Annotated in this window: 18 protein-coding genes and 1 tRNA gene; 14 read left to right on the top strand and 5 right to left on the bottom strand. The window is 57.5% G+C overall.

Going from position 1 to position 22318, the window contains the following annotated elements; translation table 11 throughout:
• Window positions 1–3 precede the first annotated feature (3 nt).
• Window positions 4–906, bottom strand: coding sequence for a response regulator transcription factor (locus tag EMQ_RS10565; RefSeq protein WP_018308032.1), 903 nt, complete (start codon window positions 904–906; stop codon window positions 4–6).
• Window positions 903–4289, bottom strand: coding sequence for a hybrid sensor histidine kinase/response regulator (locus EMQ_RS10560; RefSeq protein ID WP_373278075.1), 3387 nt, complete (start codon window positions 4287–4289; stop codon window positions 903–905). The genes EMQ_RS10565 and EMQ_RS10560 overlap by 4 nt, the downstream gene beginning before the upstream one ends.
• Window positions 4290–4448: 159 nt before the next feature.
• Here EMQ_RS10560 and urtA point away from each other — a divergent pair, with 159 nt between their 5' ends.
• From urtA to EMQ_RS10505, 11 genes are all read left to right on the top strand, one after another.
• Entirely contained in the window at window positions 4449–5711 is a 1263-nt protein-coding gene (urtA, locus tag EMQ_RS10555) for an urea ABC transporter substrate-binding protein (protein WP_373278074.1), read from the top strand.
• 96 nt (window positions 5712–5807) lie between these two features.
• Window positions 5808–6734, top strand: a complete 927-nt coding sequence (urtB, locus tag EMQ_RS10550; RefSeq protein ID WP_010667995.1) for an urea ABC transporter permease subunit UrtB — start codon at window positions 5808–5810, stop codon at window positions 6732–6734.
• A gap of 50 nt (window positions 6735–6784) precedes the next feature.
• On the top strand, window positions 6785–7900 hold the full coding sequence (gene urtC, locus EMQ_RS10545; RefSeq protein ID WP_010667996.1) for an urea ABC transporter permease subunit UrtC: 1116 nt from the start codon (window positions 6785–6787) through the stop codon (window positions 7898–7900).
• Between the two features lie 12 nt (window positions 7901–7912).
• Window positions 7913–8659, top strand: a complete 747-nt coding sequence (gene urtD / locus EMQ_RS10540) for an urea ABC transporter ATP-binding protein UrtD (RefSeq protein ID WP_010667997.1) — start codon at window positions 7913–7915, stop codon at window positions 8657–8659.
• A 19-nt stretch (window positions 8660–8678) separates the two neighbouring features.
• A complete protein-coding gene (urtE, locus tag EMQ_RS10535; RefSeq protein WP_081471000.1) occupies window positions 8679–9377 on the top strand; it encodes an urea ABC transporter ATP-binding subunit UrtE in 699 nt (232 codons plus the stop codon).
• 349 nt (window positions 9378–9726) lie between these two features.
• Window positions 9727–10920 (top strand): aspartate aminotransferase family protein, encoded by a 1194-nt coding sequence (locus tag EMQ_RS10530; RefSeq protein ID WP_031941558.1) that lies wholly within the window; start codon window positions 9727–9729, stop codon window positions 10918–10920.
• On the top strand, window positions 10917–11921 hold the full coding sequence (gene argF, locus EMQ_RS10525; protein WP_010668001.1) for an ornithine carbamoyltransferase: 1005 nt from the start codon (window positions 10917–10919) through the stop codon (window positions 11919–11921). Before EMQ_RS10530 ends, argF begins: the two co-directional genes overlap by 4 nt.
• Window positions 11918–12268, top strand: coding sequence for a hypothetical protein (locus tag EMQ_RS10520; RefSeq protein WP_010668002.1), 351 nt, complete (start codon window positions 11918–11920; stop codon window positions 12266–12268). Before argF ends, EMQ_RS10520 begins: the two co-directional genes overlap by 4 nt.
• An 85-nt stretch (window positions 12269–12353) precedes the next feature.
• Window positions 12354–13325 (top strand): Hsp33 family molecular chaperone HslO, encoded by a 972-nt coding sequence (gene hslO, locus EMQ_RS10515; protein WP_010668003.1) that lies wholly within the window; start codon window positions 12354–12356, stop codon window positions 13323–13325.
• Window positions 13326–13399: 74 nt separating this feature from the next.
• Window positions 13400–14365 (top strand): hypothetical protein, encoded by a 966-nt coding sequence (locus EMQ_RS10510; RefSeq protein WP_010668004.1) that lies wholly within the window; start codon window positions 13400–13402, stop codon window positions 14363–14365.
• A gap of 102 nt (window positions 14366–14467) precedes the next feature.
• Complete coding sequence (locus EMQ_RS10505) at window positions 14468–15403, top strand: hypothetical protein (protein ID WP_051078657.1); 936 nt, start codon at window positions 14468–14470, stop codon at window positions 15401–15403.
• 264 nt (window positions 15404–15667) lie between these two features.
• On the opposite strand, the gene EMQ_RS10500 is transcribed toward EMQ_RS10505, so the two are convergent.
• Both EMQ_RS10500 and EMQ_RS10495 read right to left on the bottom strand, forming a co-directional pair.
• Entirely contained in the window at window positions 15668–16711 is a 1044-nt protein-coding gene (locus tag EMQ_RS10500; RefSeq protein WP_231368048.1) for a purine nucleoside permease, read from the bottom strand.
• Between the two features lie 66 nt (window positions 16712–16777).
• Window positions 16778–18349 (bottom strand): adenosine deaminase family protein, encoded by a 1572-nt coding sequence (locus EMQ_RS10495; RefSeq protein ID WP_010666116.1) that lies wholly within the window; start codon window positions 18347–18349, stop codon window positions 16778–16780.
• A gap of 108 nt (window positions 18350–18457) precedes the next feature.
• On the opposite strand from EMQ_RS10495, the gene EMQ_RS10490 reads away from it, so the two are divergent.
• Both EMQ_RS10490 and EMQ_RS10485 read left to right on the top strand, forming a co-directional pair.
• Window positions 18458–20641 carry a M1 family metallopeptidase gene (locus EMQ_RS10490; protein WP_010666115.1) on the top strand — a complete coding sequence of 728 codons (2184 nt, stop codon included), beginning with the start codon at window positions 18458–18460 and terminating at the stop codon, window positions 20639–20641.
• Between the two features lie 307 nt (window positions 20642–20948).
• Window positions 20949–21656 carry a hypothetical protein gene (locus EMQ_RS10485; protein WP_010666114.1) on the top strand — a complete coding sequence of 236 codons (708 nt, stop codon included), beginning with the start codon at window positions 20949–20951 and terminating at the stop codon, window positions 21654–21656.
• Between the two features lie 89 nt (window positions 21657–21745).
• Here EMQ_RS10485 and EMQ_RS10480 read toward each other — a convergent pair whose 3' ends face one another.
• Window positions 21746–22042, bottom strand: coding sequence for a YggT family protein (locus tag EMQ_RS10480; protein WP_010666113.1), 297 nt, complete (start codon window positions 22040–22042; stop codon window positions 21746–21748).
• Between the two features lie 156 nt (window positions 22043–22198).
• On the opposite strand from EMQ_RS10480, the gene EMQ_RS10475 reads away from it, so the two are divergent.
• Window positions 22199–22274, top strand: a tRNA-Ala gene (locus EMQ_RS10475).
• Window positions 22275–22318 lie beyond the last annotated feature (44 nt).

Below are 22318 nucleotides of genomic sequence, written 5' to 3'. Positions count from 1 at the left end.
TTTCTATCCGTGAAGAGCCTGGAGAACACGGGCGGTTGCGGCCGCCCTGTTTTCCACGCCTATTTTTATGTAGATCTGTTCAAGATGTTTATTGACCGTTCGATGACTGATTGACAGGATTTCAGCAATATCACGATTGGTCTTGCCTTTCGCGACCCAGTACAGAACCTCGGCCTCCCGTACCGTCAGACCCAGTTTGATCTGTAGACACGTAACGTCCTGTCCATCCCTGACAACGGCCAGACGTACCAGAAATTCATCGGGTTCCGGCTGCCCCATGAAACTGAATTCGACACCATACTCCATATCCGTGTCCTGCTGCCTGTAGCTGGCATCGACGGATGATGGCGAATTGATACAGGCCTGCAGCCAGCGCAATGTATCCACAGGCAGTCTCACCGTCGTGTCATGTGACGCAATGCTTCCGATGATGGAGGGAACCTGGGGAGAGAACCACTGCACGACGCCCTCCCGGTCTGTGGCCAGAAAATGACGGCCGGAAAAATTTATGGCCCGAAAAAGTTTTTTTGTTTTTCTGGCATTGTCCAGATGCGTCCGTGTACGGGCCAGTAGTTCGGCAGGCTGGATGGGTTTGACGATATAATCGACACTGCCCGCTTCAAAGGCCTGGACAATGTCATCCTGCCCGGACAATCCAGTCATGAAAACGACCGGAATATCACGATAGTCCGGAACGGCTTTCATGATACGGCACATCTGGAACCCATCCTTCCCCGGCATCACAGCATCCAGCAACACCAGATCGACCAGAACATCGGCCAGAATGGCCAGACCGTCGTCAGCCGATTGCGCCACAAGAACCGTAAAGCCTCCAGCTTCCAGAATGTCGGTGGCGAGAGAGAGATTGACAGGTTCATCATCCACCACAAGTACAATGCTGGTCATCTTCGCTCCTCGTAGTTGTCGAGGAAAGAGCGCAATTCCCCGATCTTAAAATTTGTTGCCATATCACGGATAATCCGTACATCGTCCGGCACTGCGTCTGAAATCGTATCCAGAAAACGTATCAGGCCAGCGATATGGCCAAGCCGCGCCAGACGTCGGAGTTCCGACAGGTCAGACGGTGTCAGCAACCGGCCTGTCACGGCCTGAGAGTCGGATTCAGAAAGCAGCGCCGCAGGAACCAGTGTACGGTCAATCAGGGTCAAAAGCTCCGAGATCGCAATGGGTTTGGACAGGATGCCATCGCACAATCCGTCGCGGTTTGTCTGGCTCCTTACCTGCTCGTCAGCGGAAATGATCAGGATAATGGAGGCGCGATTGCTTCCCTGACGTAACCGACGCGCCAGTTGCCATCCGTTCATGCCGGGCATATTGACGTCCAGCAGAAACAGGTCGATCGAAGCATGAGCGGCGATATCCAGACATTCCTGCCCGTTTGCGGCGGAATAGACTACGAACCCCAGCGGCTCCAGGGCATCGTTGATCATACCTCTATGAATCGGATCATCATCCACGACAAAGACGCTGGGCCGACGCTTTCCCATCGCCATTGATCCCGCTTCCGTCAGCAGGTTAATTGGCGGCACCATTACGGCATCAGACTGTGCGCTGGATAACATCAATCGTACGCGACAGATTGTCCCCTGTCCCACCTTGCTCGAGATCGTCAGTTCTCCTCCCAGAATCTGGATCAGCAGGCGCGTTATGGTCAGCCCCAGACCGGTTCCCGGGATACGATGGGAATTGGGGTGTGAACTTCGCTGGAAGGGTTCGTGGATGCGGTCCATATCCTCCTCCGGGATTCCGATCCCGGTGTCACGGATTTCGAATGTCGCAATCTCTGTCCCCCAGCGGACCGACAGCGAGACGGATCCCTGATTGGTGAACTTTATCGCGTTTGACAGCAGGTTGATCAGAATCTGTCTCAACCGACGCTGGTCAGTGATCACGTAGTCCGGAATCGTGTCCTGAATATCCTCAATAAAATCGAGATTTTTCTGATTTGCCTGAAAACGAAGCATCTGGGTCAGATGACGCAGGAAGTCGGGGAAATTGATTTTTTCGTGCAGCACATCCATCCGGCCGGCTTCAATTTTCGAAATGTCGAACAGACCCTCAATCAGACCACTCAGATGCTCGGCGCTGCGCTGGATGATCTTCAGTCCTTCGTCCCGTCGTGCCGGGGTCAGCATCCGGTTTTCCAGGAGATAGGCATATCCCATTATCGAATTGAGTGGAGTCCGGATTTCATGATTCACACCGACCATAAAACGGCTTTTCGATAAATTGGCCGACTCGGCACGCTCCTTGGCTTTTTTCAGCTGCTGATCGGTCCGGCGGTGAGCCCGTATCTCTTTCATCAGCAGCCGGGTCTGGTAGCGGTTTTCGTCTTCAGCCGCACGATAGCTCCGCTGTTTCAGGACCACGAACCATGCCAGCGCTGCCAGCGGCAGCAACAGCAGGAAGAATGTCTTCCAGAACACTGCATACAGGCCGTGTGAGTTAACGGCGGTGAATGGCAGGATCGCAGTATACAGCCCGGAGAGAACGCCGCCGGTACAGGCCATCAGCGCGAAAAGGATAAGCAGATAGCGACAGATGACCCCAAAATTTGGCGTCATGATCGCCTGAGGTAGCAGGGAGCGTCCCACGGATGCAATCTGACCGCTCAGCCGTGCGCCTTCTGGCTTGCAGGCGTCACGACAGCGTGAATCCAGACTGCAGCATAGGGAGCATATGAAGCCCGCATATACGGGGCAGCGGGCAATATCCTCGCCTTCAAAGCTGTTCTGGCAAACCACACAGACATACCGGTTGCCAGCCACAGGTGGCACGAAACGACGGCGCGCCAGATAATAGCGGCCCCGCGTCACCCAGCCGATGAACGGTGCCAGGCAGAAGGCGCAAACCAGTCCGACCATCGGCGCGAAGACCGTTAGCGCAGGACCGAACGCACCAAGGTAGAACGCCGCCGCTGTCGCAATGCCGCCGGTCATGGCACCGATGCCGACGGGGTTGATATCGTACAGATAGGCACGACGAAATTCGATCCCCGGCGGGCTGAGGCCCAGCGGCTTGTTGACGACCAGATCGGACGTCAATGCGCCGATCCACGAAGCGGCGACGATCGAATGCAGGAACAGCAGATTGATGATGGTGCTGTAGATGTCCATTTCCATCAGCAGCAGCGCAAGTCCGACATTGAACGCGAGCCACACGACGCGGCCCGGGTGGCTGTGTGTGACGCGCGAGAAGAAATTGGACCACGCAATCGACCCGGCGTAGGCGTTGTTGACGTTGATCTTGATCTGGGACAACGCAATGAAGACTGTGGTCAGAGCGAGTGCCCAGCCGGGGTGAGTCGTCACCTCTCTGAACGCCGTCAGATACATTGTCGTTGGTTGCTGCGCGACGACGAAGGACTCTCCGTGACGCAGGGTCACCCAGGCCAGGAACATGCCTGCCAGAATCTTCAGCCCTCCCATGAAGATCCACCCCGCCCCGCAGGTCAGGGTGACCGTCCACCAGGCCCATTTCTGCTGTCCATTCTGCGGGACCGGGAGGAAACGCAGAAAATCCGACTGCTCGCCTATCTGGGTCACAACAGAGAAGATGATGGAAAAAGCAGCTCCGATGCCCATCAGGCGCGGCATGGACGGGTCCTGTCCCGTATAATGGGCCCACCCTGTCGCCGCATCGGGCTGTCGCCACGCGATAACCACGAAGGGCAAAATCTGAAGTGCCAGCCACGGTATGACAGTCCAGGCCTGAAACCGGCTGATGAGCGTGAAACCGCGTGCGACGACTGGTATGACGACCAGTGTGGACAGAATGTATCCCAGCCAGAGTGGAATTCCCAAACTTAGCTTCAGCATGTCGGACAGGATCGCGCCTTCGATGGCGAAGAACATGAATGTGAACGATGCATAGACCAGGGATGTCAGCGTTGACCCGATATAGCCGAAGCCTGCGCCACGTGTGAGCAGGTCGATATCGATGCCGTAGCGCGATGAATGATAGCTGATAGGCAGGCTGAGCAGGAAAATCAGTACCACGCCGATGAGCAGCGCCAGCGTTGCGTTGGTGAACCCATATTGCAGGAACACCAGGCCACCGATCATTTCCAGCGCCAGGAACGACACGCCGCCAAAAGCGGTGTTGGCAACACGCAGCACCGACCAGCGCCGGGCTGAAGCCGGCGTGAAACGCAAGGCGTAGTCTTCCATTGTCTCGTCCACGACCCAGCGGTTGTAGCTACGACGGGACATAATGATTCGTTGATGTGGAAACATGGGCCTTTCCGTGCGGCCGAACGGGACAGACATCCGGTCGGCGTAGCTTACATATCGAATCCGAAACAAAAAAGTGTCTTTTGTCCCCGTGATGCTACGTCAATCGACGTATGGAAAACGCGTTGTCTGATCCTGAATCCTTGCCATGTCGTCCCTGGAACACGGACACTTGCAGCGAAGGTGAACAGATAAATGCCCGACAGAAAGAATCCGTTGAACATGCAATCCAGCCGTCGCAGAGTTCTGATGGGCATGTCAGCGCTACCCATTGGTGCGCTGATACCACGCCTGGCCAGAGCGGATACGCCAACAACCGCATCGGTCAACAAAACCGGACTGGCAGTCACTGACGATAGCGTGACTGTTGGCATTCTGCACTCCATCACTGGCACGATGGCGCTGAGCGAGACCGGATCGGTTGAAGCCGAGAAACTGGCAATCGCGCAGATCAACGAAGCAGGTGGAGTTCTGGGCCGCAAGATCAAATATATTCAGGAAGATGGCGCCAGCGACTGGCCAACCTTCGCCGAGAAGGCGCGCAAATTACTTGAAAATGATAAATGCGCTTCCGTTTTCGGCTGCTGGACCTCTGCCTCACGCAAAGCGGTGCTGCCAGTTTTCGAGCATTATAACGGGTTGCTGTATTATCCGACTTTCTACGAAGGACTGGAGCAGTCCCGCAACGTGATTTACACGGGTCAGGAAGCGACGCAGCAGATCCTTGCTGGTCTGGACTGGATTTCCAAGGAAAAGAACGCCAAGACATATTATCTGCTCGGGTCGGACTATATCTGGCCGCGCACTGCCAACAAGATCGCGCGCAAGCATATTGAAAATCACCTGAAGGGATCACGCGTCGTAGGGGAGGAATATTTCCCTCTTGGCGATGCGCAGTTCAATTCAGTCATCAACAAGATCAAGCTTATGAAACCCGATGTGATCTACGCGATCATTGTCGGTGGTTCGAATGTCGCCTTCTACAAGCAGCTGAAAGCTGCGGGACTGGATCTGTCGAAGCATAATCTGATGACCATTTCGGTCACTGAGGATGAAATCCTTGGTATCGGCGGCGAGAATATTGCCGGTGCTTACGCCTGCATGAAATATTTCCAGAGCATCGCAACACCTGAAAATCAGAAATTCGTTGCTGCTTTCAAGAAAATGTGGGGAGAGAACAGCGTGATCGGCGATGTGACCCAGGCCGCCTATCTGGGACCGTGGCTTTGGAAAATGAGTGTTGAGAAAGCCGGATCATTCGATATCGACAAGGTCATCGAAGCATCGCCGGGGATCGAATTCAAGGACGCACCCGAAGGTTATGTCCGTATCGCCAAAAACCATCACTTGTGGAGCCGCACGCTGGTCGGGCAGGCCCGGACGGACGGTCAGTTCAATGTCATCTACCAGACACCGGATCTGATCGAGCCCAACCCTTTCCCGGTTGGCTATCAGTAAAAACGCTTTTTACAGAAAACATTTTCATATCATAGGTCGTGTCCGGGCAGTCCTTGCCTGTGTCGCGCCCGTGTGTCCTTCCTCAGGGGGATCGCGATGTTCGCGGGATATTCGATCAACGATCTGGCTTCGATTTTCGTCATGCAGAGTTTTGCCGGACTCATTCTGTTTTCGGTTTTTCTCCTGATGGCGCTGGGGCTGGCGATCGTGTTCGGCCAGATGGGCGTCATCAACATGGCGCATGGCGAATTCATGATTCTGGGTGCCTACACGACCTATGTCTGTTCGCAGATATTCGAGCGATGGATGCCCGGCCTGTTCGGTCTTTACTTCTTCTTCGCTGTCATCCTGGCCTTCATCGTCGCTGGAGCTATCGGGATGTTGCTGGAATGGTCTCTGATACGCTTCCTCTACAAACGGCCACTCGACACGCTGCTTGCAACATGGGGTGTCAGCCTGATCCTGCAACAGGTTTTGCGCTCCACGTTCGGCGCGCGCGAGGTCGGTGTGACACTGCCATCGTGGATGATGGGGTCGTGGGACCTGACCGACACCATCCAGATCCCGATCAACGGTATGATCGTCATCTCCCTGACACTGCTGATTACCGGAGGTGTCTATGCGCTCCTCTACCGCTCTGGCTGGGGCAAGCAGGTCCGGGCTGTTATGCAGAACCGGACCATGGCCGGAGCGGTTGGTATCAATACTGAATGGGTCGATCGCACAACATTCGGCCTCGGTTGTGGGGTTGCTGGTGTCGCTGGCGCAGCCTTCACCATGATCGGCTCCACCAGTCCTACGGCGGGACAGCAGTATATCGTGGACACGTTTCTCGTAGTGGCTTTCGGCGGGACAGAAAGTCTGGGCGGCACAATCGCCTCGGCTTTCAGCATTTCACAGGTGCGCTCAATCCTCGAGTTCTTCTTCAACGGTTCTATGGCGCAGGTGATCGTCCTGCTGACGGTCGTGGGGATTCTGATGATCCGTCCTCAGGGCCTGTTTGCCATCAAGGTCCGGCGTTGAAGAGACCGACACACATTCAGACCAAAATTTCCATATTTCGGGAGAAAGACATGCTTTCCCTTCAGAACCGCAAGGATATTCTGTTCTTCAGTATCCTCGCCGTGGTTCTTCTGGTCGTGCTGCCTGCGGGGCTGGATGCATTTCGCCTGACGCTGGTCGGAAAATATCTGACCTATGCCTTTGTGGCGATCGGGTTGGTCGCCTGCTGGGGTGACACGGGAATTCTCAGTCTGGGACAGGGAATATTCTTTGGCCTTGGCGGATATTGTATGGCGATGTTCCTGAAACTTCAGGCCTCGACACCAGAAGCGACCAAGAGCCAGTCCACTCCGGGGATTCCCGATTTCATGGATTGGAACCAGATCACAGCCTTGCCGTGGTTCTGGAAGCCATTCCACAGCTTCTCCTTCACGCTTCTGGCCGTGCTGGCAGTCCCCACACTTCTGGCCATGGTGATTGGTATAGCCATGTTCCGCCGTCGTGTGGGTGGCACCTATTTTGCGATCATTACTCAGGCGATCGCGTCGATCCTGACCATTCTGATTATCGGGCAGCAGGGCTATACGGGCGGCGTCAACGGCATTACCGATCTGCGCACGCTGGATGGCTGGGATATCCAGAGTGACCACGCGAAACTCGTCCTTTATTATGTCGGTGCGGTCCTGCTTCTGGTGTGCATGCTGATGGTGCGCTTTGTCCGACGCAGCAAGCTTGGTCGCATCCTGCGTGCGATACGGGATCAGGAAGACCGCGTCCGGTTTTCCGGATACAACGTGGCGAACTTCAAGATTTTCATCTTTGCGTTCTGTGCGGCCATGGCTGGTATCGGGGGCGCCCTGTTCACGCTGGAAGTCGGTTTCATGTCGCCGACTTTTGTCGGGATCGTGCCATCCATCGAGATGGTCATTTACTGCGCAGTCGGCGGCCGCAACTCCTTGTTCGGAGCGGTGTACGGCACATTGGTCGTCAACTGGGCGAGAACGAGTTTTTCAGAATCACTGCCTGAACTCTGGACCTTTGCCATGGGAGGTCTGTTCATCGGGATTGTGCTGTTTCTCCCCGGTGGTCTGGCCAGCCTCTACCGGACTTACCTCGACAGATATGTGGATCGCTTTCTGACCGTGCTGGGCAACAGGACGTCCAGCACCACCGACGAACCGGCGTAGGGAGAGTCCTGCATGACAACGACAAACGAACCACTTCTGGAAGTTGAAGGACTGAGTGTTTCTTTTGACGGCTTCAAGGCTGTTGATGATTTGTCATTCCGCATCAATCGCGGCGAGATCCGCGTCATCATTGGACCGAATGGTGCAGGCAAGACAACAGTGCTGGATCTGATCTGTGGTCGTACGGCCGCCACCTCCGGGTCCATCCGTTTCGCCGGACGCGAACTGACGCGGATGAAGGAATACGACATCGTGCGCTCAGGCGTAGGGCGGAAATTTCAGACACCTTCCGTTTATGAAGATCTGACGGTGTTTGAAAATCTGGAGATATCCTACCCTCGCGGTCGAGGGGTTTTCGAGGCTCTGTTTTTTCGACAGGACCGCGCCATGTTGGAACGCATCAACGAAATTGCTGCGATGATCTATCTGGATGGCAAGCTGGACCAGAAGGCCAGTGGGCTGAGTCATGGCCAGAAGCAATGGCTGGAAATCGGCATGCTGCTGATACAGGACCCGGCGCTGTTGATGCTCGATGAACCGGTTGCAGGCATGACAATCAGTGAGCGGGTACGCACCGCGGAACTGCTGCAACGCATCATTCAGTCACGTTCGGTTCTGGTCATTGAACACGACATGGGCTTTGTCGAAAAGATTGCCCATCAGGTCACGGTTCTGCACCAGGGACGCATCATTTCCGATGGCTCCATGGAGCATGTGAAAAATGATCCTAAAGTTGTGGAGGTGTATCTTGGGCATTGAAAGCGGCATCACCCCGGCTATGGACACACTGCTGGATGTAAACGACCTTCACGTCGCTTACGGAGCCAGCGAAGTTCTGCATGGCATCAATCTGCGGATCGCCCAGGGAGAGATTCTGGTTCTGATGGGACGAAACGGGATGGGCAAAAGCACACTCATGAAGTCCCTGATTGGCAATATGGGCATCCGGTCGGGAACAATTCGTCTGGAAGGAACAGAGTTGGCAGCACTGGCTGCCTATGATCGTGTAAAGGCCGGTTTGGCCTATGTGCCACAGGGGCGGATGGTCTTTCCAGCGATGACTGTGAAGGAAAATATCGAAACCGGTTTGTTCGTGCGCGGAAAATCAAGCATTCCGGACAAGCTGTACACCCTGTTTCCTGTGCTGAAAGAAATGGGAACACGGCGGGGAGGCAATCTTTCCGGCGGTCAGCAACAGCAGCTTGCCATTGCCAGAGCTCTGGCGACTGAACCGAAACTGCTGCTGCTGGACGAACCGACGGAAGGGATCCAGCCGTCAATCATCCGGGAGATGGCGAGGACACTCCGCAGAATTCGTGACGAAAGCGGACTTGGCATCATGGTGTCGGAACAGGTGCTCAGTTTCGCGCTGGACGTAGCAGACCGGATCATCGTGATCGAAGGCGGGCATATTGTGCATGAAACAACGCGTGCAGATGCGGATATTGACCAGTTGACGCGCTTTCTGTCCGTATGACTGACCGTAACTCCATTCACGGAGACAACCATGACGCGGGTGCCAGAAATATTTTTTCTACGGACCAAGTGCTTTGGACTCCGTTGTCTGTCAGAAGCAGGAGAAGCTGATCAGTCACAATGAGCATCAGATGCTCAGGAAACTCCCGAGTGTATTTTCTGCCAAGTTTGCTTCCCTGCCCCTCCCTGCACATCATGAGATATAGTTTCCCGGTCATTTCGGCACAGCAAGTTTGACTTACACACACAAGCGCAGTCATCATACGCAATGAAACCGGACGCCCGCTCCCCACAGGCAGCGGGCCGTTTCTGTTTCAGCCCTTTCAATTCTAGCTGGACACATGACCCTCATGATTTCCGCCCTGATGCCGACCTACAACCGCGCTGACCTCGCCTTCGAGCGGGGCGAAGGCGCCTGGCTGTACACGACGGACGGGCGACGATTTCTTGATTTTGCGGCTGGCATTGCCACCTGCTCCGTCGGGCACGCCAACCCGCAACTGGTAAAAGCCATCACCGAGCAGGCCGCAAAGGTCATGCACGTGTCCAACCTGTTCCGTGTGCCGCAGGCTGAACGCCTCGCCGCCCGTCTGGTTGAAAACACGTTCGCCGACAGCGTGTTCTTCTGCAATTCCGGTGCGGAAGCCAATGAAGGCATGGTGAAGGCCATCCGCCGCGCGCAGGCGAAGAGCGGCCACCCGGAGCGGACCCGCATCCTGTGCTTTGAAGGCGCGTTCCATGGTCGCACGCTTGGCATGCTGTCCGCCACGGGTAACCCGACCTATCTTGACGGGTTCGGTGAGCGCGCTCCGGGCTTCGATCATGTGCCGCTTAACAACATGAACGCGGTCCGTGACGCCGTGACGCCGGAAACCGCTGGTGTGATGCTGGAACCCATTCAGGGTGAAAGCGGCATCAAGGCGGCGGACAAGCGCTTCCTTCAGGAACTCCGCGCCATGTGTGACGAGTTCGGCCTGTTCCTCGGTTTTGATGAAGTGCAGACCGGTGTGGGCCGTACCGGCAGACTGTTCGCCCATGAATGGTCGGGCGTCACCCCGGACGTCATGTCCGCAGCCAAGGGGCTGGGCGGCGGCTTCCCTATCGGCGCGATCCTTGCTCGTGAAGAGGTGGCGAAGCATCTGACGCCGGGCTCACATGGCACCACGTTCGGTGGCAACCCGCTGGCCTGTGCCGCTGCGAATGCCGTTCTGGATATTCTTCTGGCTCCCGGTTTTCTGGAGCAGGTGCGGGAGCGCGCCGCTTTTCTGGACAGGCATCTGGATACGTTGATCAAAGATTTCCCTGACATTTTCTCGGAACGTCGGGGCATGGGGCTGATGATCGGGCTTCGCTGCATCCCGAAAGTGTCCGATGTGCTTGCCGCCGCTCAGGCTGCCGGGCTTCTCGCCGTCTCCGCCGGAGACAATGTTCTGCGGCTCGTGCCGCCTCTCATCATCTCGGAACAGGATTGTCTTGAGGCCGTAAAGTGTCTCCGTCAGGCAGCCGCAACGGTCCGGGCCGCTATTCTGGAGACGATTTCGTGACCACCTCTGCCAAGGCCGCTTCCCCGACGCATCAGCCTGCCGGGAAGGCGATCCGCCACTTTCTTGATCTGCGTGATCTGGACAAGACCACTCTCAGACAGATCATCGATGTCGCAGCCGGCATGAAGCGGATGCAGCATGGCAGGAGCCGCCCCTTGCATCCTGCGAAGCCGCTGGAAGGCCGGACGCTTGGCATTCTGCTGTCCAAGCCCTCCACCCGCACGCGCGTTTCCTTTGAAGTCGGCGTCCGCCAGCTGGGCGGCGACGCCGTTGTTCTTTCGGCTGGCGACACGCAGCTTGGTCGTGGGGAGTCAGTGCAGGATACGGCGCGGGTTCTCTCGCGTTTTGTGGACGCCATCGTGCTGCGCACGGGTCGCACCGCCGCCCTGCATGAACTTGCCCGCTGGAGCTCCGTGCCGGTCATCAACGGCCTGACGCCGGCCTCTCACCCGGTCCAGATCCTCGCGGACATCATGACGTTCGAGGAACACAAGGGGCCGATCGCAGGTCGCACGCTGGCGTGGGTGGGTGACGGCAACAATGTCGCTGCCTCCCTGATCGAAGCCGCTGCCCAGTTTGATTTCACCCTGCGCGTGGCTACGCCGAAACAGCTGATGCCGAAAGCGGAAGTTGTCGCCTGGGCGCGTCAGCAGGGTGCGAAGCTGGTTTTGACCAATGATCCTCAGGAAGCCGTGGCAGGTGCGGACTGCATTCTGACCGACACATGGGTCAGCATGTCTGATGAAGCTGCGGCCGAGCGCATCACGCTGCTGGAGCCTTACCGCGTTGATCGCGCCCTGATGAAACATGCGGCCAAAGATGCCCTGTTCATGCACTGCCTCCCGGCTCATATTGGTGAGGAAGTGACAGAGGACGTGTTCGAAAGTCCGGCTTCGGTGGTGTTCGATGAAGCTGAAAACAGGCTGCATGCCCAGAAAGGGTTGCTCGTCTGGGCGCTCGGAGGCGAGGACTGGACACGGTTTGGGGAGGAAGCGAAATGAGCGACGATAAAGCCGAAAATATTGTGGGAACGGGTCCTGAAGACGGACCGATACAGATATCGTCCACGGAAGACGGTCCGGCGGCTCCAGGCTGGCTGGAGCCGGAAGTGGACAAGGCGTTCGCCACGCTTGGCCTGCCTGTGGACAAGCTGCGTTCCTTTCGGGACTCCTATATCGACTGTCTTGCGTCGGCGCCTCGCAGTCAGGACCTTGATGTCGCCCACGATGCCTGTCGGCAGGGACTGCTCTCCGCTCTGAAGACAGCTTTCCCGCTGGATGATGAAAAGCAGCAGGCGTTCCGGCAGACGCTTGAGGCTCTGGAATCCCGGCTTACGGCTGACCTGTAAATCCGGTCATGGCGTGACCATATAAGGGATTTATGCGGCAGTCGGTCGGCTGCGACAGAGGAAGACCGGAAAGAGGAGAGGCATTTTGGACACCCCTGCGTTTCTTGATCGCGATCGACCGGATGTGCCGGATATCGTTGTCCCCGGGGGGGTGACGCCTTTCCATCTGGCCGGTCGACCAGTGCGCGGACGTCTGGTCCGCCCCGGAAAGCTGGCGGACGCCATCCTCACGCGCCATAAGCACGCGCCCGCCATCTCCGCTCTTGGCGGCAAAGCGCTGGCGCTTGTCGCCGGACTGGCCAGCGCCCTGAAATTTCAGGGCTCCTTCTCGTTGCAGATCAAGGGGGACGGACCTGTCAGTCTTCTGCTGGCGGACTGCACCGATACCGGTGGCCTCCGGTTTTATGCCCGACAGGATCAGGAGCAGCTGGATGCGCTGCTTGCCTCCGGCAAACAGATCACCGACCGGGACCTGACAGGAAACGGCTACCTCGCCCTGACGGTCGATCAGGGGCCGGAAATGGACCGGCATCAGGGGATTGTTGAAATCACGGGTGACAGCCTCGCCGACATGGCGATGCATTATTTCCAGACCAGTGAGCAGCATGCCTGCTGGACCATGCTGGCGGCGCAGCAGACCGAGGCAGGCTGGCGGTCCGGCGCTCTTATCCTTGAGCGGATTGCCGGTGGTGGTGGTTCGGACGCCGACGCCGATCACTCCGATGTTCTTGATGAGCAGGGCGAGGATGCGTGGAACACAGCCCTTGCGCTCGCCGGAACGCTGACGGACGCTGAGCTGCTGGATGACGCGCTTCCGGCTGAACAGTTGCTGTACCGCCTGTTCCATGAAGAGGATCTGGTCGTTGGACAGTCCCGGGCTCTGGCCTATGGGTGCCGCTGTTCGAAAGCGAAACTGTCCGATGTTCTCTCGCGTTTTTCCGATGACGATCTTGATCACATGGTCGAGGACGGCGTCATCAAGATGACGTGCGAGTTCTGCAACCATGACTTCTGTTTTGACCGCAAGGAAGTCGGCACAACGGCCTCTGCGAATTGACGTCTTTGACTGATGGGCAGAAAACAGAAATGTCGCTAAAGTATTCGGCCAGACATTAAGGCAGCAGAGACGATATGCCCGAAGCATCGCAGGACAAGGTCGCTCCGGCAGACGACGGAAGCATAGTGATTACTTTTCAGGGCCAGTCACATACGCTGACTGTCAATCATCGTCCCCTGCTGAATTTCTATCCCGGCTGGAATCCGTTCGCCCTCCATGTCAGCCTGTTGCCTCTGCCGGTTCTGCGGCTGCGCCACGAGCAGGGGACGGAGGCGCTCTGGTTTCTTGATCCGTCCTTCAATTACCGCGCCAGTCGCTTCGCAGCACTCACGCCTGAAGAACAGAACGCCATCGTCGATGCCCTTGCGCCCTATTTCAAGGCGCTTGTTAATTCGGCGCTGGAAGCCCTCAGACCCGCTACCCTGCAACTGACGGAAAAGGTGCGCAATCTGGGGCGTGTCCTGTGCGAGGAGCTTCTGGCGGCCTGGCTGGAGCGTTTTCCGCCACCGGGCCGCTTCACGCCCCAGATGCTGCCACAGGACGGACTTTCGTTCCGGGCTGAGAGTCCGCCGTTGAAAGCGACAGCCTTCCTGCAACTGCTGTCTGTGGCGCGCGGTCTGACGGCCAAGACATCGCCGGTCATTCTCTCTCCCTACGGTGGAGCCATCCTGCGTGGCTTTCCGCTTCTGCGACTGCCGGACATGGAACTGACCCGTTTCGCTGATCCGGCAGCCAATATCGTGCTGTATATCGGCACCCTGAAGCCGTCTCCGGATACAGAGATCGCCGTGATCTACTGTCCCCAGCAGGATCTGATCCTGATGGAGAGGGATACGGACCTTGCCCGTCTCATTCCCCAGCGGCTGCTGTCGCTCTTTATCGGCAACCCGGACTCGGTCGAGCTGGCTCCACGGGAGCTGACGGTGGACTTTGGAAAAGCCGGACTGTCCGGAGCCTTTGCGCTGGGGGCTGCGTCGTCCTTGCCGACCTCTGTTCCCTCCCTGCCCGGCGCGTGGCCCAACCGACAGAACAGGACGTAATCGGCCAAGTTTCCAGACGCTTTCCGTTTACCCCGATCTGGCAGATAGTGCTCTTCGGAAAATGCCTATCCGGTCATGGTATCGTCTGGCCGGGAGTTCAAAATGGAGAATGGCGGGATGCTCAATATCCGCAAACGGCTCACTGGTAAGACTCGTTTCAGCCGTCAGGTCATGCGCCGGACGACGATGCTCAGCGCGCTGGCCGCGATAACCCTGATCGCAGGCTGTTCGTCATCGGATGATGCGATGACGGCCTTTCTCCCGTATCAGTACGGCTATCTCAACCAGATCCATCTGAACGTCGCCACCTTGCAGGTGGCCGATCACGCTGCACCGGGCTCAGTGCCGGGAGATGTGTCGGCGAACGCGCCCATTCCGCCAGATCAGGCCCTGACCCAGATGGCCCAGCAGCGGCTAGTGGCTGCCGGACAGTCCGGTTCCGCCGTCTTCACGATTGATGGCGCCTCGATCGTTCACGAGCCGGGCGGGACCCTGAACGGGAAGATGGACACCCATCTCGACATACAGTCTTCCACCGGTCAGCAGATGGGAGAGGTGGAGGCCCATGTCACCCGCAGTATGAAGCCTGATCTGAGCAAGGGAGATGCGGACAGTCGCGCCAATCTCTACGAGATCACGCGTCAGATGATGCAGGACATGAATGTCGAGCTGGAGTTCCAGATCAGGAACAAGCTGAAGGACTGGCTGGTTGATGCGGGCGGCATGCCTACTGCAGCAGCAATCCAGACGGAATCTCTGGGTGGTTCTGCTGCAGCCTCGTCATCTACTGCCGATACTGGCAGTGGTGTGGTGACAACGTCCGCCGCTCCAGCGTCTTCCACCCCCGCCACTCCGACTGCTCCGGCGGCGGCAACAGCTCCTGCCTCCGCGTCTGTTCAGGCTCCCTCTGCAGAAACTTCAGAGCCGAACGCCATCTTTCCCGGTGGTGTAGCAGATGACGCAACGGACGCTGCCAGCACGGCAGTCAAGGCGCGTTCTCCTGCGGCTGGTTATCTGAAAGCGCCCTCAAAACCCTGATTGTTGTTATCGAAAGAGCTATCCAGAAAGATAGCTCTTTCAACATTCAGTGGTTTCGTTTGAGAGATTGTTAAATATAGCGGTTTTTCATAGTAAAGTTGGCATCTTTTGAAGCTTTTTGAAAAAAGCTTCACCAAAAACTTCTTTATGATTTACAAAAGGCTTAACCCAAGGGTTCTTGAATAATCCATGATTATTCAGGAGTTTTCAGGGAACGGTTTTTCTGAAAACGGCTTCTATTGCGAAATGCGGCGACGTAGTCCTTCAGTCTCCACCCGCCGTGACATTCTCATAACTCGACCAGTGCAGCGCCAGTTCGCGCACAACCGTGCTGCCGACCAGCCACGCTGCATCCAGAGAGGGAATGAACCCTGAAAAACCGGTTTCATCAGCTTCTTCTTTCAGAAGAGCTGCCGCGCTTTCACCCGGCGGTGGCATGTCATAATTGCTCGCCGCGCGCAGGATCAGCACGCGATTGATATCCACCCGTCCGGCTTTTGCCTGCGCGGAGAGCGCCTGCATCAGACCGATATCCTCTTCCGCCGTCGTTGCGAACTGCCCCTGATTATCGGTCCAGTATTTGACCCAGCGTTCCGCCCAGCCATTCATCTTCGCGCCAACCCAGAAGGTTTCGGAAGAAAGCGTGTCACCCACCATGACCTGCGGCGGTTTCTGTGCAGCGGGATAGCCCTTGTAACGGGCTCGGCTGGCCTGAAGCGAGGGCGCATCCGGCAGGGTAACCGAGTGCGTCAGGGTATAGGCCCAGTTCACCAGACGGGGGTTGAGCGTATAGCCCATGTCGCCCCACTGGGAATGCAATGCGGGAACCGGATGCAGTGTAGGACTGGCGCCCTGCACTGGCGCGAAACCATCCGGCCAGTCAGAAGGAATTTCACGGGCGTCGATCATGTGGGCCAGGCCACCATTGATGACGCGTGGCGCCCAGACTGCCGAGCCGACAGACCCGAAATTCGGATTGATCCCGCCGATCCCGGCAAGCAGGAAATAGGCCTTTCGCAGATCGAAGCGCGGATCGAGCACCAGCCCGGTCATGGCCGAGGCCATGTGCGATGGCCCCTCTCCCGTCACAATGCCCAGAACGTGCAGGTCAGGGTTATAGCGCAGGATTTCATGATAGCTGCCTCGCGCCGGCAGTTCTTCACTGAGCGGAAGTTTCTCCACCCAGTGCTGGAACTCTCCGGGCATGTCCCCCGTGTCATTGCCGAGTTCAAATGTCGTCACAATCACGACCCGCACAGGGATTTTCGCAAGACTGGCGGCATGGGCCTGAGACAGAACACTCCACATGGCAAGCGGGAGACAGGCAAGGGAGGCAAGGAGATGCATCATGAAGTCTTTCAGGAAAAAGCCTGTTCAGTTCTGGAACGGTTGTCCGGTGACAACCTGATGTTCAAACTGGCTGAACTGATTTTCGAGATCCCATTCCAGTCGGGCTTTCTGACTGTGTGCGAGCAGTTCTCGACACAAGCCCTCCGGCTCTGCTTCTCTGGCGTCGATATCCGCACAGGCGGGCACGCGATGAAAAGGTTTTGTGGAATCCCACAGACTTTTGCCTGCGACAAATCCGTGCTCCAGCCCCATACGGGACAGGTCCTTCAGATCGGTATAGGACAGGGCATAGGTTTTCGCGGCCCGGAGATATTCGTCGGTCAGGGTAATGCGTGAAACGCCTTCGTCATCCGTGGACAGCGCGACAGGCACTCCGTGCGAGCGATAGGTCACGAACGGATGGGCGTTGTCCTTGACGTTCAGGATCTGTTCATTGCTGCTCAGATTGATCTCGACGAGGATATTCCGCTGCGCCATTTCCGCGAGCAGACCATACGGATCATGTTCCTGCATGATGTCCACGCCATGTCCGATGCGCGACGCTCCGGCAATTTCAACAGCCTGCCGGATATGATTGTCGAGCCCGCTCGGAGCAACCAGACCCGGAGACAGTTCACCGGCATGCAGGGAGAGTTTTACTTTTGGCCAGCGTTCCGAAAGTGTGTGGAACATCTGCATATGCAGCGTGTAATCCTGCATGGCGATCGGATTGTCTTCTGGTCCGACAATATTGATGCCGACAAAGCGGCTGTCAGCAGTGGCCAGCGTGTAGCCGAAAGCGATCTGGGCCAGCACCATGCCCGGAGGCATCGTTCTGATTGTTTGATACAGATAGCGGACGGCAACATGACAACCGGGGACGGCCTCGCTGGTTCCGCACTTCATGGTCGCACGGGCCTTGCGTTCCATGGTGTCCGTCTCTTCCCGCGCCAGTTTCACCAGATGGTTGAGATGGGGCACGACGCGGATTTCTGCCTGCGCGATGTCGCTCTCACGGTTGATCCTGTAAGACGAGCCCAACCGGGCCACGGCGTTCAGCTGTGGTGACACCATCAGTTCCACGTAGGTGACATGATCCCGCGCCGCCTGGGAGAGCGCGTCCACCAGCATGTCGGCGTCATGAGCGGCTGTGGCGGGCAGGAACTTGTCGAATGTCGCAAAGAAGTGGTCATGACCCGACCGGTCCTGCGGCGACGGGACAAAATTCCGCATCGAGAGAGCGTCGATCGTCTGCGTATAGAGAGCCTGATCCTGCATGATCTGGGCGGCGGGGATCGCGTCCTTTGAGGTGTGAAATCCGAAAGCGCAGCGCGTCGGACCGATCGCCCCTGTGTCCGGGTTCACGCAAAGCTGATCCTGTTTCGCCCACTCCAGCAGACGCTCCGCATAAATTGCGCCGACCAGATGGTTGTGCAGATCCGCGCCCTTCGGGAAGGCCCGCATGAAGAGGGGAAGCTCCTGCGGGTTGGTGCGAAGGGCCTCGAAACGGCTGGAAACAGCCGCCTGTTCAGAACTGTCCGGAGAGGCGGCGAACGCCACAGTGACAAACGGGAGGCTCAGCAGAGCCGGCAGAAGGCGTCGGATCATGGCCTGCATGGTGTGCTTTTCACGTTAGGATGACAACTGCGGACAATACCGTGTTCACCTTGACGATGCTATCTGAAGGGTTAGCACGGTAATCCGCCTGATGTCAGGAGACAGCGTATGCTGAAGAAACAGTCATCCCCCCATTTCGTTTCCCGGACCGGGCGGGTGGTGCTGAAACGCGGCGCGATCTGCCCGAAATGGCGGAGTTTGCGCGTTGTACTCCTGCTGACGGCCTTCGCGTTACCTTGCCCCCTGACGACTCTTCACGCGGCGGATACGGGAGCGACACCGGTGCAGGAGGCGGGCAGAATCTTCGCGCCTCTGGCCTATCCCGATGCGCCGAACGGCTATCGTTCCGGCAGCGGCCGGAGAGGACCGCAGGCATGGCAGAACCGGGCTGACTACGACATCAAGGTGACGATCGACCCGACCAACCGGACCCTGTCCGGCAGCGAGATCATCACCTACACGAATAACAGCCCTGACCCGCTGGACGTGCTGTGGGTGCAACTCGACCAGAACATCTATAGGGAAGGTTCGCGAGCGGATTTTGCCAATCCCGAGCGGCATGAGCATCATACCGACGGCATCGCCATCGAGAGTGTGTCCATCGAGGATGAGGGGCGCAGTACGCCTCTGGTGCCGGCCATCTTCGATACACGCATGCAGCTTGAACTGGCTGACCCGATGCAGAAGGGAGAGAAGCGGAAGATCCGCATTGTCTGGCATTATACTGTGCCGGGAGAGTGGGGTGGACGCACCGCCGTTTCTTCCAGCAAGAACGGCGATATCTACGAGATAGCGCAGTTCTACCCCCGTATGGCGGTGTATGATGACATCCGCGGATGGGACGCTGCGCCCTATCTCGGTCAGGAATTTTATCTGGAATACGGGGATTTCGATTACAGCGTCACCGTACCGTCGCGTTTTGTCGTCGCGGGTTCAGGTGCGCTGGTGAACCCTTCCGAAGTGCTGACACAGGAACAGCGCGACCGTCTGGCGCAGGCGGCGAAAAGCGAACAGCGGATCATGATCCGTACGCAGGCGGAGGTTGAGGCGCCCCCACTTCCGCAGCCCCAACCCCAGACTGAAGCATCATCCTCGAAGAAGGGCAGTGAGCCGGACAAAAAAGCAGAGGCACCGGAGCCCGCGACCAGAACATGGCATTTCCGGATGTCCAATACCCGCGACGTGGCGTTCATGGCCTCCGCCGCGTTCCTGTGGGATGCCGCCAAGCTGGATCTGCCGCCTCTCTCAACAGGGAACGAAAAGGACAAACAGCCCGCACCCCGTCTGGCCATGTCCTTCTATCCGGTTGAAGGCATTGGCGCGCATGGATGGGACCGGTCCACGGCCTATGTGAAACATGCGATTGAGTATTTCTCGTCGCAATGGTCCCCTTATCCTTGGCCGAACGCCATCAATGCGGCAGGACATGGCGCGAGCATGGAATATCCCGGCATCGCCTTTGAGGACGCGAAAAAGCGGGACCCTGACCTGTTCGCCATGACGACCCATGAACTCGGTCACCAGTGGTTTCCCATGATGGTCGGGTCGAATGAACGACGTCACGCTTTCATGGATGAAGGGTTCGATACCTTTATCGACACGCTGGCATCCACCCATTTCAACGGCGGAGAATTTGCCCCGAAGCGGGATGCGGAATACGCGGCGCAAAGCGGTAAACCCGCCATCGACATCGTCTCGCTGCTCAAGGACAGGGATGCGCCTGTTCTCATGGCGCCTTCGGACACGGTTTCAGAGACATACCGGCATGATCTGACCTATTTCAAATCGGCTTACGGACTGACGTTGTTGAGGGAGCAGATCCTCGGACCGGATCGCTTTGACCGGGCTTTGCGTGCCTACATAAAGGAGTGGTCTTTTCATCATCCCACGCCGTCAGATTTCTTCCGTTTCATGAACAGCGAGACGGGTGAGGACCTCTCCTGGTTCTGGCGTGGCTGGTATTTCAATAACTGGGCGGCGGATTATGCGGTCGGGCCAGTGTCTTACGCCGGAAACGATCCGAAAAACGGCGCTGTCATCCCGGTCATCAACAAGGGACGTCTGCCGTTGCCGGTGGTCCTGCAGGTGACATGGATGGACGGCAGTTCCGCCCGTATCCGCATTCCCACGGAGGCGTGGATGCTGCGCAGTCAACTGAATGTGCAGGTTGCCGGCACCCAGCTTGTCCGTACCGCCATCCTTGATCCTGACAAGGCTATTCCGGACATTGACCGCAGCAACAACAGTTTCGGGGAGATCCCGACGGCATTTCCGGCAGCTACCGGCCATTGACGATGCTTCCGGTCGGGCACTGACTGCCCGCCCTGTGCTTCAGGGCGTTGTCCGCAAATGCGGCGTGGTCATGGACTGGACGTGTTACAAAAGAGCACATGCTGCCCGGACAAGGTCGTTATTCAGTCACAAAACTGTGGCCGCCTGTGCTTACATTCTGTTGTCATCCGTATGATATGGCCTGTGGCATAGCCTCGGGCTGATCCCCATATGGGTCGTATGGCCTTCCTCGGATGGCCCCATGTCGTCTTTTGATTCCGTGCCCTGTCACGCTGAAAGATCTGATCGAAATTTCTGGAGAAGCGCCGTGATCATCAACCGTTTCAAGTTGCTGCAGAAGGCTGCTGTTGTTGCCGTATCCGTTTCGGTTCTCTCGCCGGCCTTCGCTCATCCGGGCGGTGGTGGGGGAGGTTTTGGTGGCGGCGGTGGCGGATTCCATGGAGGTGGAGGTGGCTTCGGCGGTGGTGGAGGATTTCACGGCGGCGGTTTCGGAGGCGGCCCGGGCGGCGGATTCCATGGTGGAGGGTTTCGCGGTGGTCCCGGTGGTTTCCGTGGTGGCGGTTTTGGCGGACGTGGTCCCGGCTGGGGCGGTGGCTGGCGTGGCGGCTGGGGAGGCTGGGGCGGTGGTTGGGGTGGACCCGGTTGGGGCTGGGGCTGGGGTGGATATCCCGCTTATTACGGCTGGGGCGGCTACCCCTACTGGGGCGGTTACGGCGGCTGGGGTTGGGGCTGGGGCTGGGGCGCACCGTTCGCTTTCGGAACCCTGCTAGGAATGTCCGTCGGAGCAGCCACAGCAGAACCCGGATATTATGGTGACTATTACCAGCAGTCCGGAGGGTATGCGCAGCCACCCGGTGATTATTCCCAAGGCTACGCCCAGCCTTACGGAAACGTCTATTACGGTGGATATCAGCAGGCTCCCGCGCCAGCTGCCACGCAGGTGCCCAGCAATGTCGTCACCTGCTCTCCCGGATTGTATTTTAACAGGCTGACCGAAAGCTGTGATCGGCGGTAAAGGCCTGTTCTCCTGAGCGCTGATACAGAAACCCCCGCCGGACAGGATCTGGCGGGGGCCTCTGTATCATGCAGACGGGATGGAGATGATTATCCCATCAGGCTGCTCATCATCTGGCGCGCCATGAAGGGCTCTACGAGATATTGCAGCACCAGCAGGACGACCAGCGGCGAGAGATCGACATTCCCGAAGCTTGGAAGAATGTTCCGCAGAGGGGTCAGAACCGGCTCCACCACAGAGCCGAGAAACCGTCCTATCTGCGCGACAATCCGGTTTCGCGGGTCCAGCACGCCGAAAGAATACAGCATACTGAAAACACAGTAGATGATGATGACCGCTTCATAGAGCTTTACCACCGTCAGAAGCAGGCGCCACAGATCATACACGGAAAGCTGTATCCTCTTGCAAAAACGTCAGGCGCATTCTGCGCATGGCAGCGTAGACTACAGGAGACCCGCAATGGAGCCAATACGGTTCGGTCTCCTCCCGAGGATATGGCTTGACAGTTCCCGGAGGCAGGCTATCTAGTTTCAGGCAAAGGCGGGGCTGTAGCTCAGATGGGAGAGCGCCTCGTTCGCAATGAGGAGGTCAGGGGTTCGATCCCCCTCAGCTCCACCAACCGCCTTGCAATTATCCAGTAAAATCAAACGCTTATAGAGGTG

The organism is Acetobacter aceti NBRC 14818 (assembly GCF_000193495.2).
GTDB lineage: Bacteria > Pseudomonadota > Alphaproteobacteria > Acetobacterales > Acetobacteraceae > Acetobacter > Acetobacter aceti.
The sequence above is the reverse complement of the archived record's forward strand: the minus strand, read 5'-3'. Positions and strand labels throughout refer to the sequence as shown.

Excerpts from the sequence above, each read along its gene's own strand:
- EMQ_RS10565 (WP_018308032.1), bottom strand. The coding sequence starts at position 906 with ATGACCAGCATTGTACTTGTGGTGGATGATGAACCTGTCAATCTCTCT.
- EMQ_RS10560 (WP_373278075.1), bottom strand. The coding sequence starts at position 4,289 with ATGTCTGTCCCGTTCGGCCGCACGGAAAGGCCCATGTTTCCACATCAA.
- urtA (WP_373278074.1), top strand. The coding sequence starts at position 4,449 with ATGCCCGACAGAAAGAATCCGTTGAACATGCAATCCAGCCGTCGCAGA.
- urtB (WP_010667995.1), top strand. The coding sequence starts at position 5,808 with ATGTTCGCGGGATATTCGATCAACGATCTGGCTTCGATTTTCGTCATG.
- urtC (WP_010667996.1), top strand. The coding sequence starts at position 6,785 with ATGCTTTCCCTTCAGAACCGCAAGGATATTCTGTTCTTCAGTATCCTC.
- urtD (WP_010667997.1), top strand. The coding sequence starts at position 7,913 with ATGACAACGACAAACGAACCACTTCTGGAAGTTGAAGGACTGAGTGTT.
- urtE (WP_081471000.1), top strand. The coding sequence starts at position 8,679 with ATGGACACACTGCTGGATGTAAACGACCTTCACGTCGCTTACGGAGCC.
- EMQ_RS10530 (WP_031941558.1), top strand. The coding sequence starts at position 9,727 with ATGATTTCCGCCCTGATGCCGACCTACAACCGCGCTGACCTCGCCTTC.
- EMQ_RS10520 (WP_010668002.1), top strand. The coding sequence starts at position 11,918 with ATGAGCGACGATAAAGCCGAAAATATTGTGGGAACGGGTCCTGAAGAC.
- EMQ_RS10510 (WP_010668004.1), top strand. The coding sequence starts at position 13,400 with ATGCCCGAAGCATCGCAGGACAAGGTCGCTCCGGCAGACGACGGAAGC.
- EMQ_RS10505 (WP_051078657.1), top strand. The coding sequence starts at position 14,468 with ATGGAGAATGGCGGGATGCTCAATATCCGCAAACGGCTCACTGGTAAG.
- EMQ_RS10500 (WP_231368048.1), bottom strand. The coding sequence starts at position 16,711 with ATGTGGAGTGTTCTGTCTCAGGCCCATGCCGCCAGTCTTGCGAAAATC.
- EMQ_RS10495 (WP_010666116.1), bottom strand. The coding sequence starts at position 18,349 with ATGCAGGCCATGATCCGACGCCTTCTGCCGGCTCTGCTGAGCCTCCCG.
- EMQ_RS10490 (WP_010666115.1), top strand. The coding sequence starts at position 18,458 with ATGCTGAAGAAACAGTCATCCCCCCATTTCGTTTCCCGGACCGGGCGG.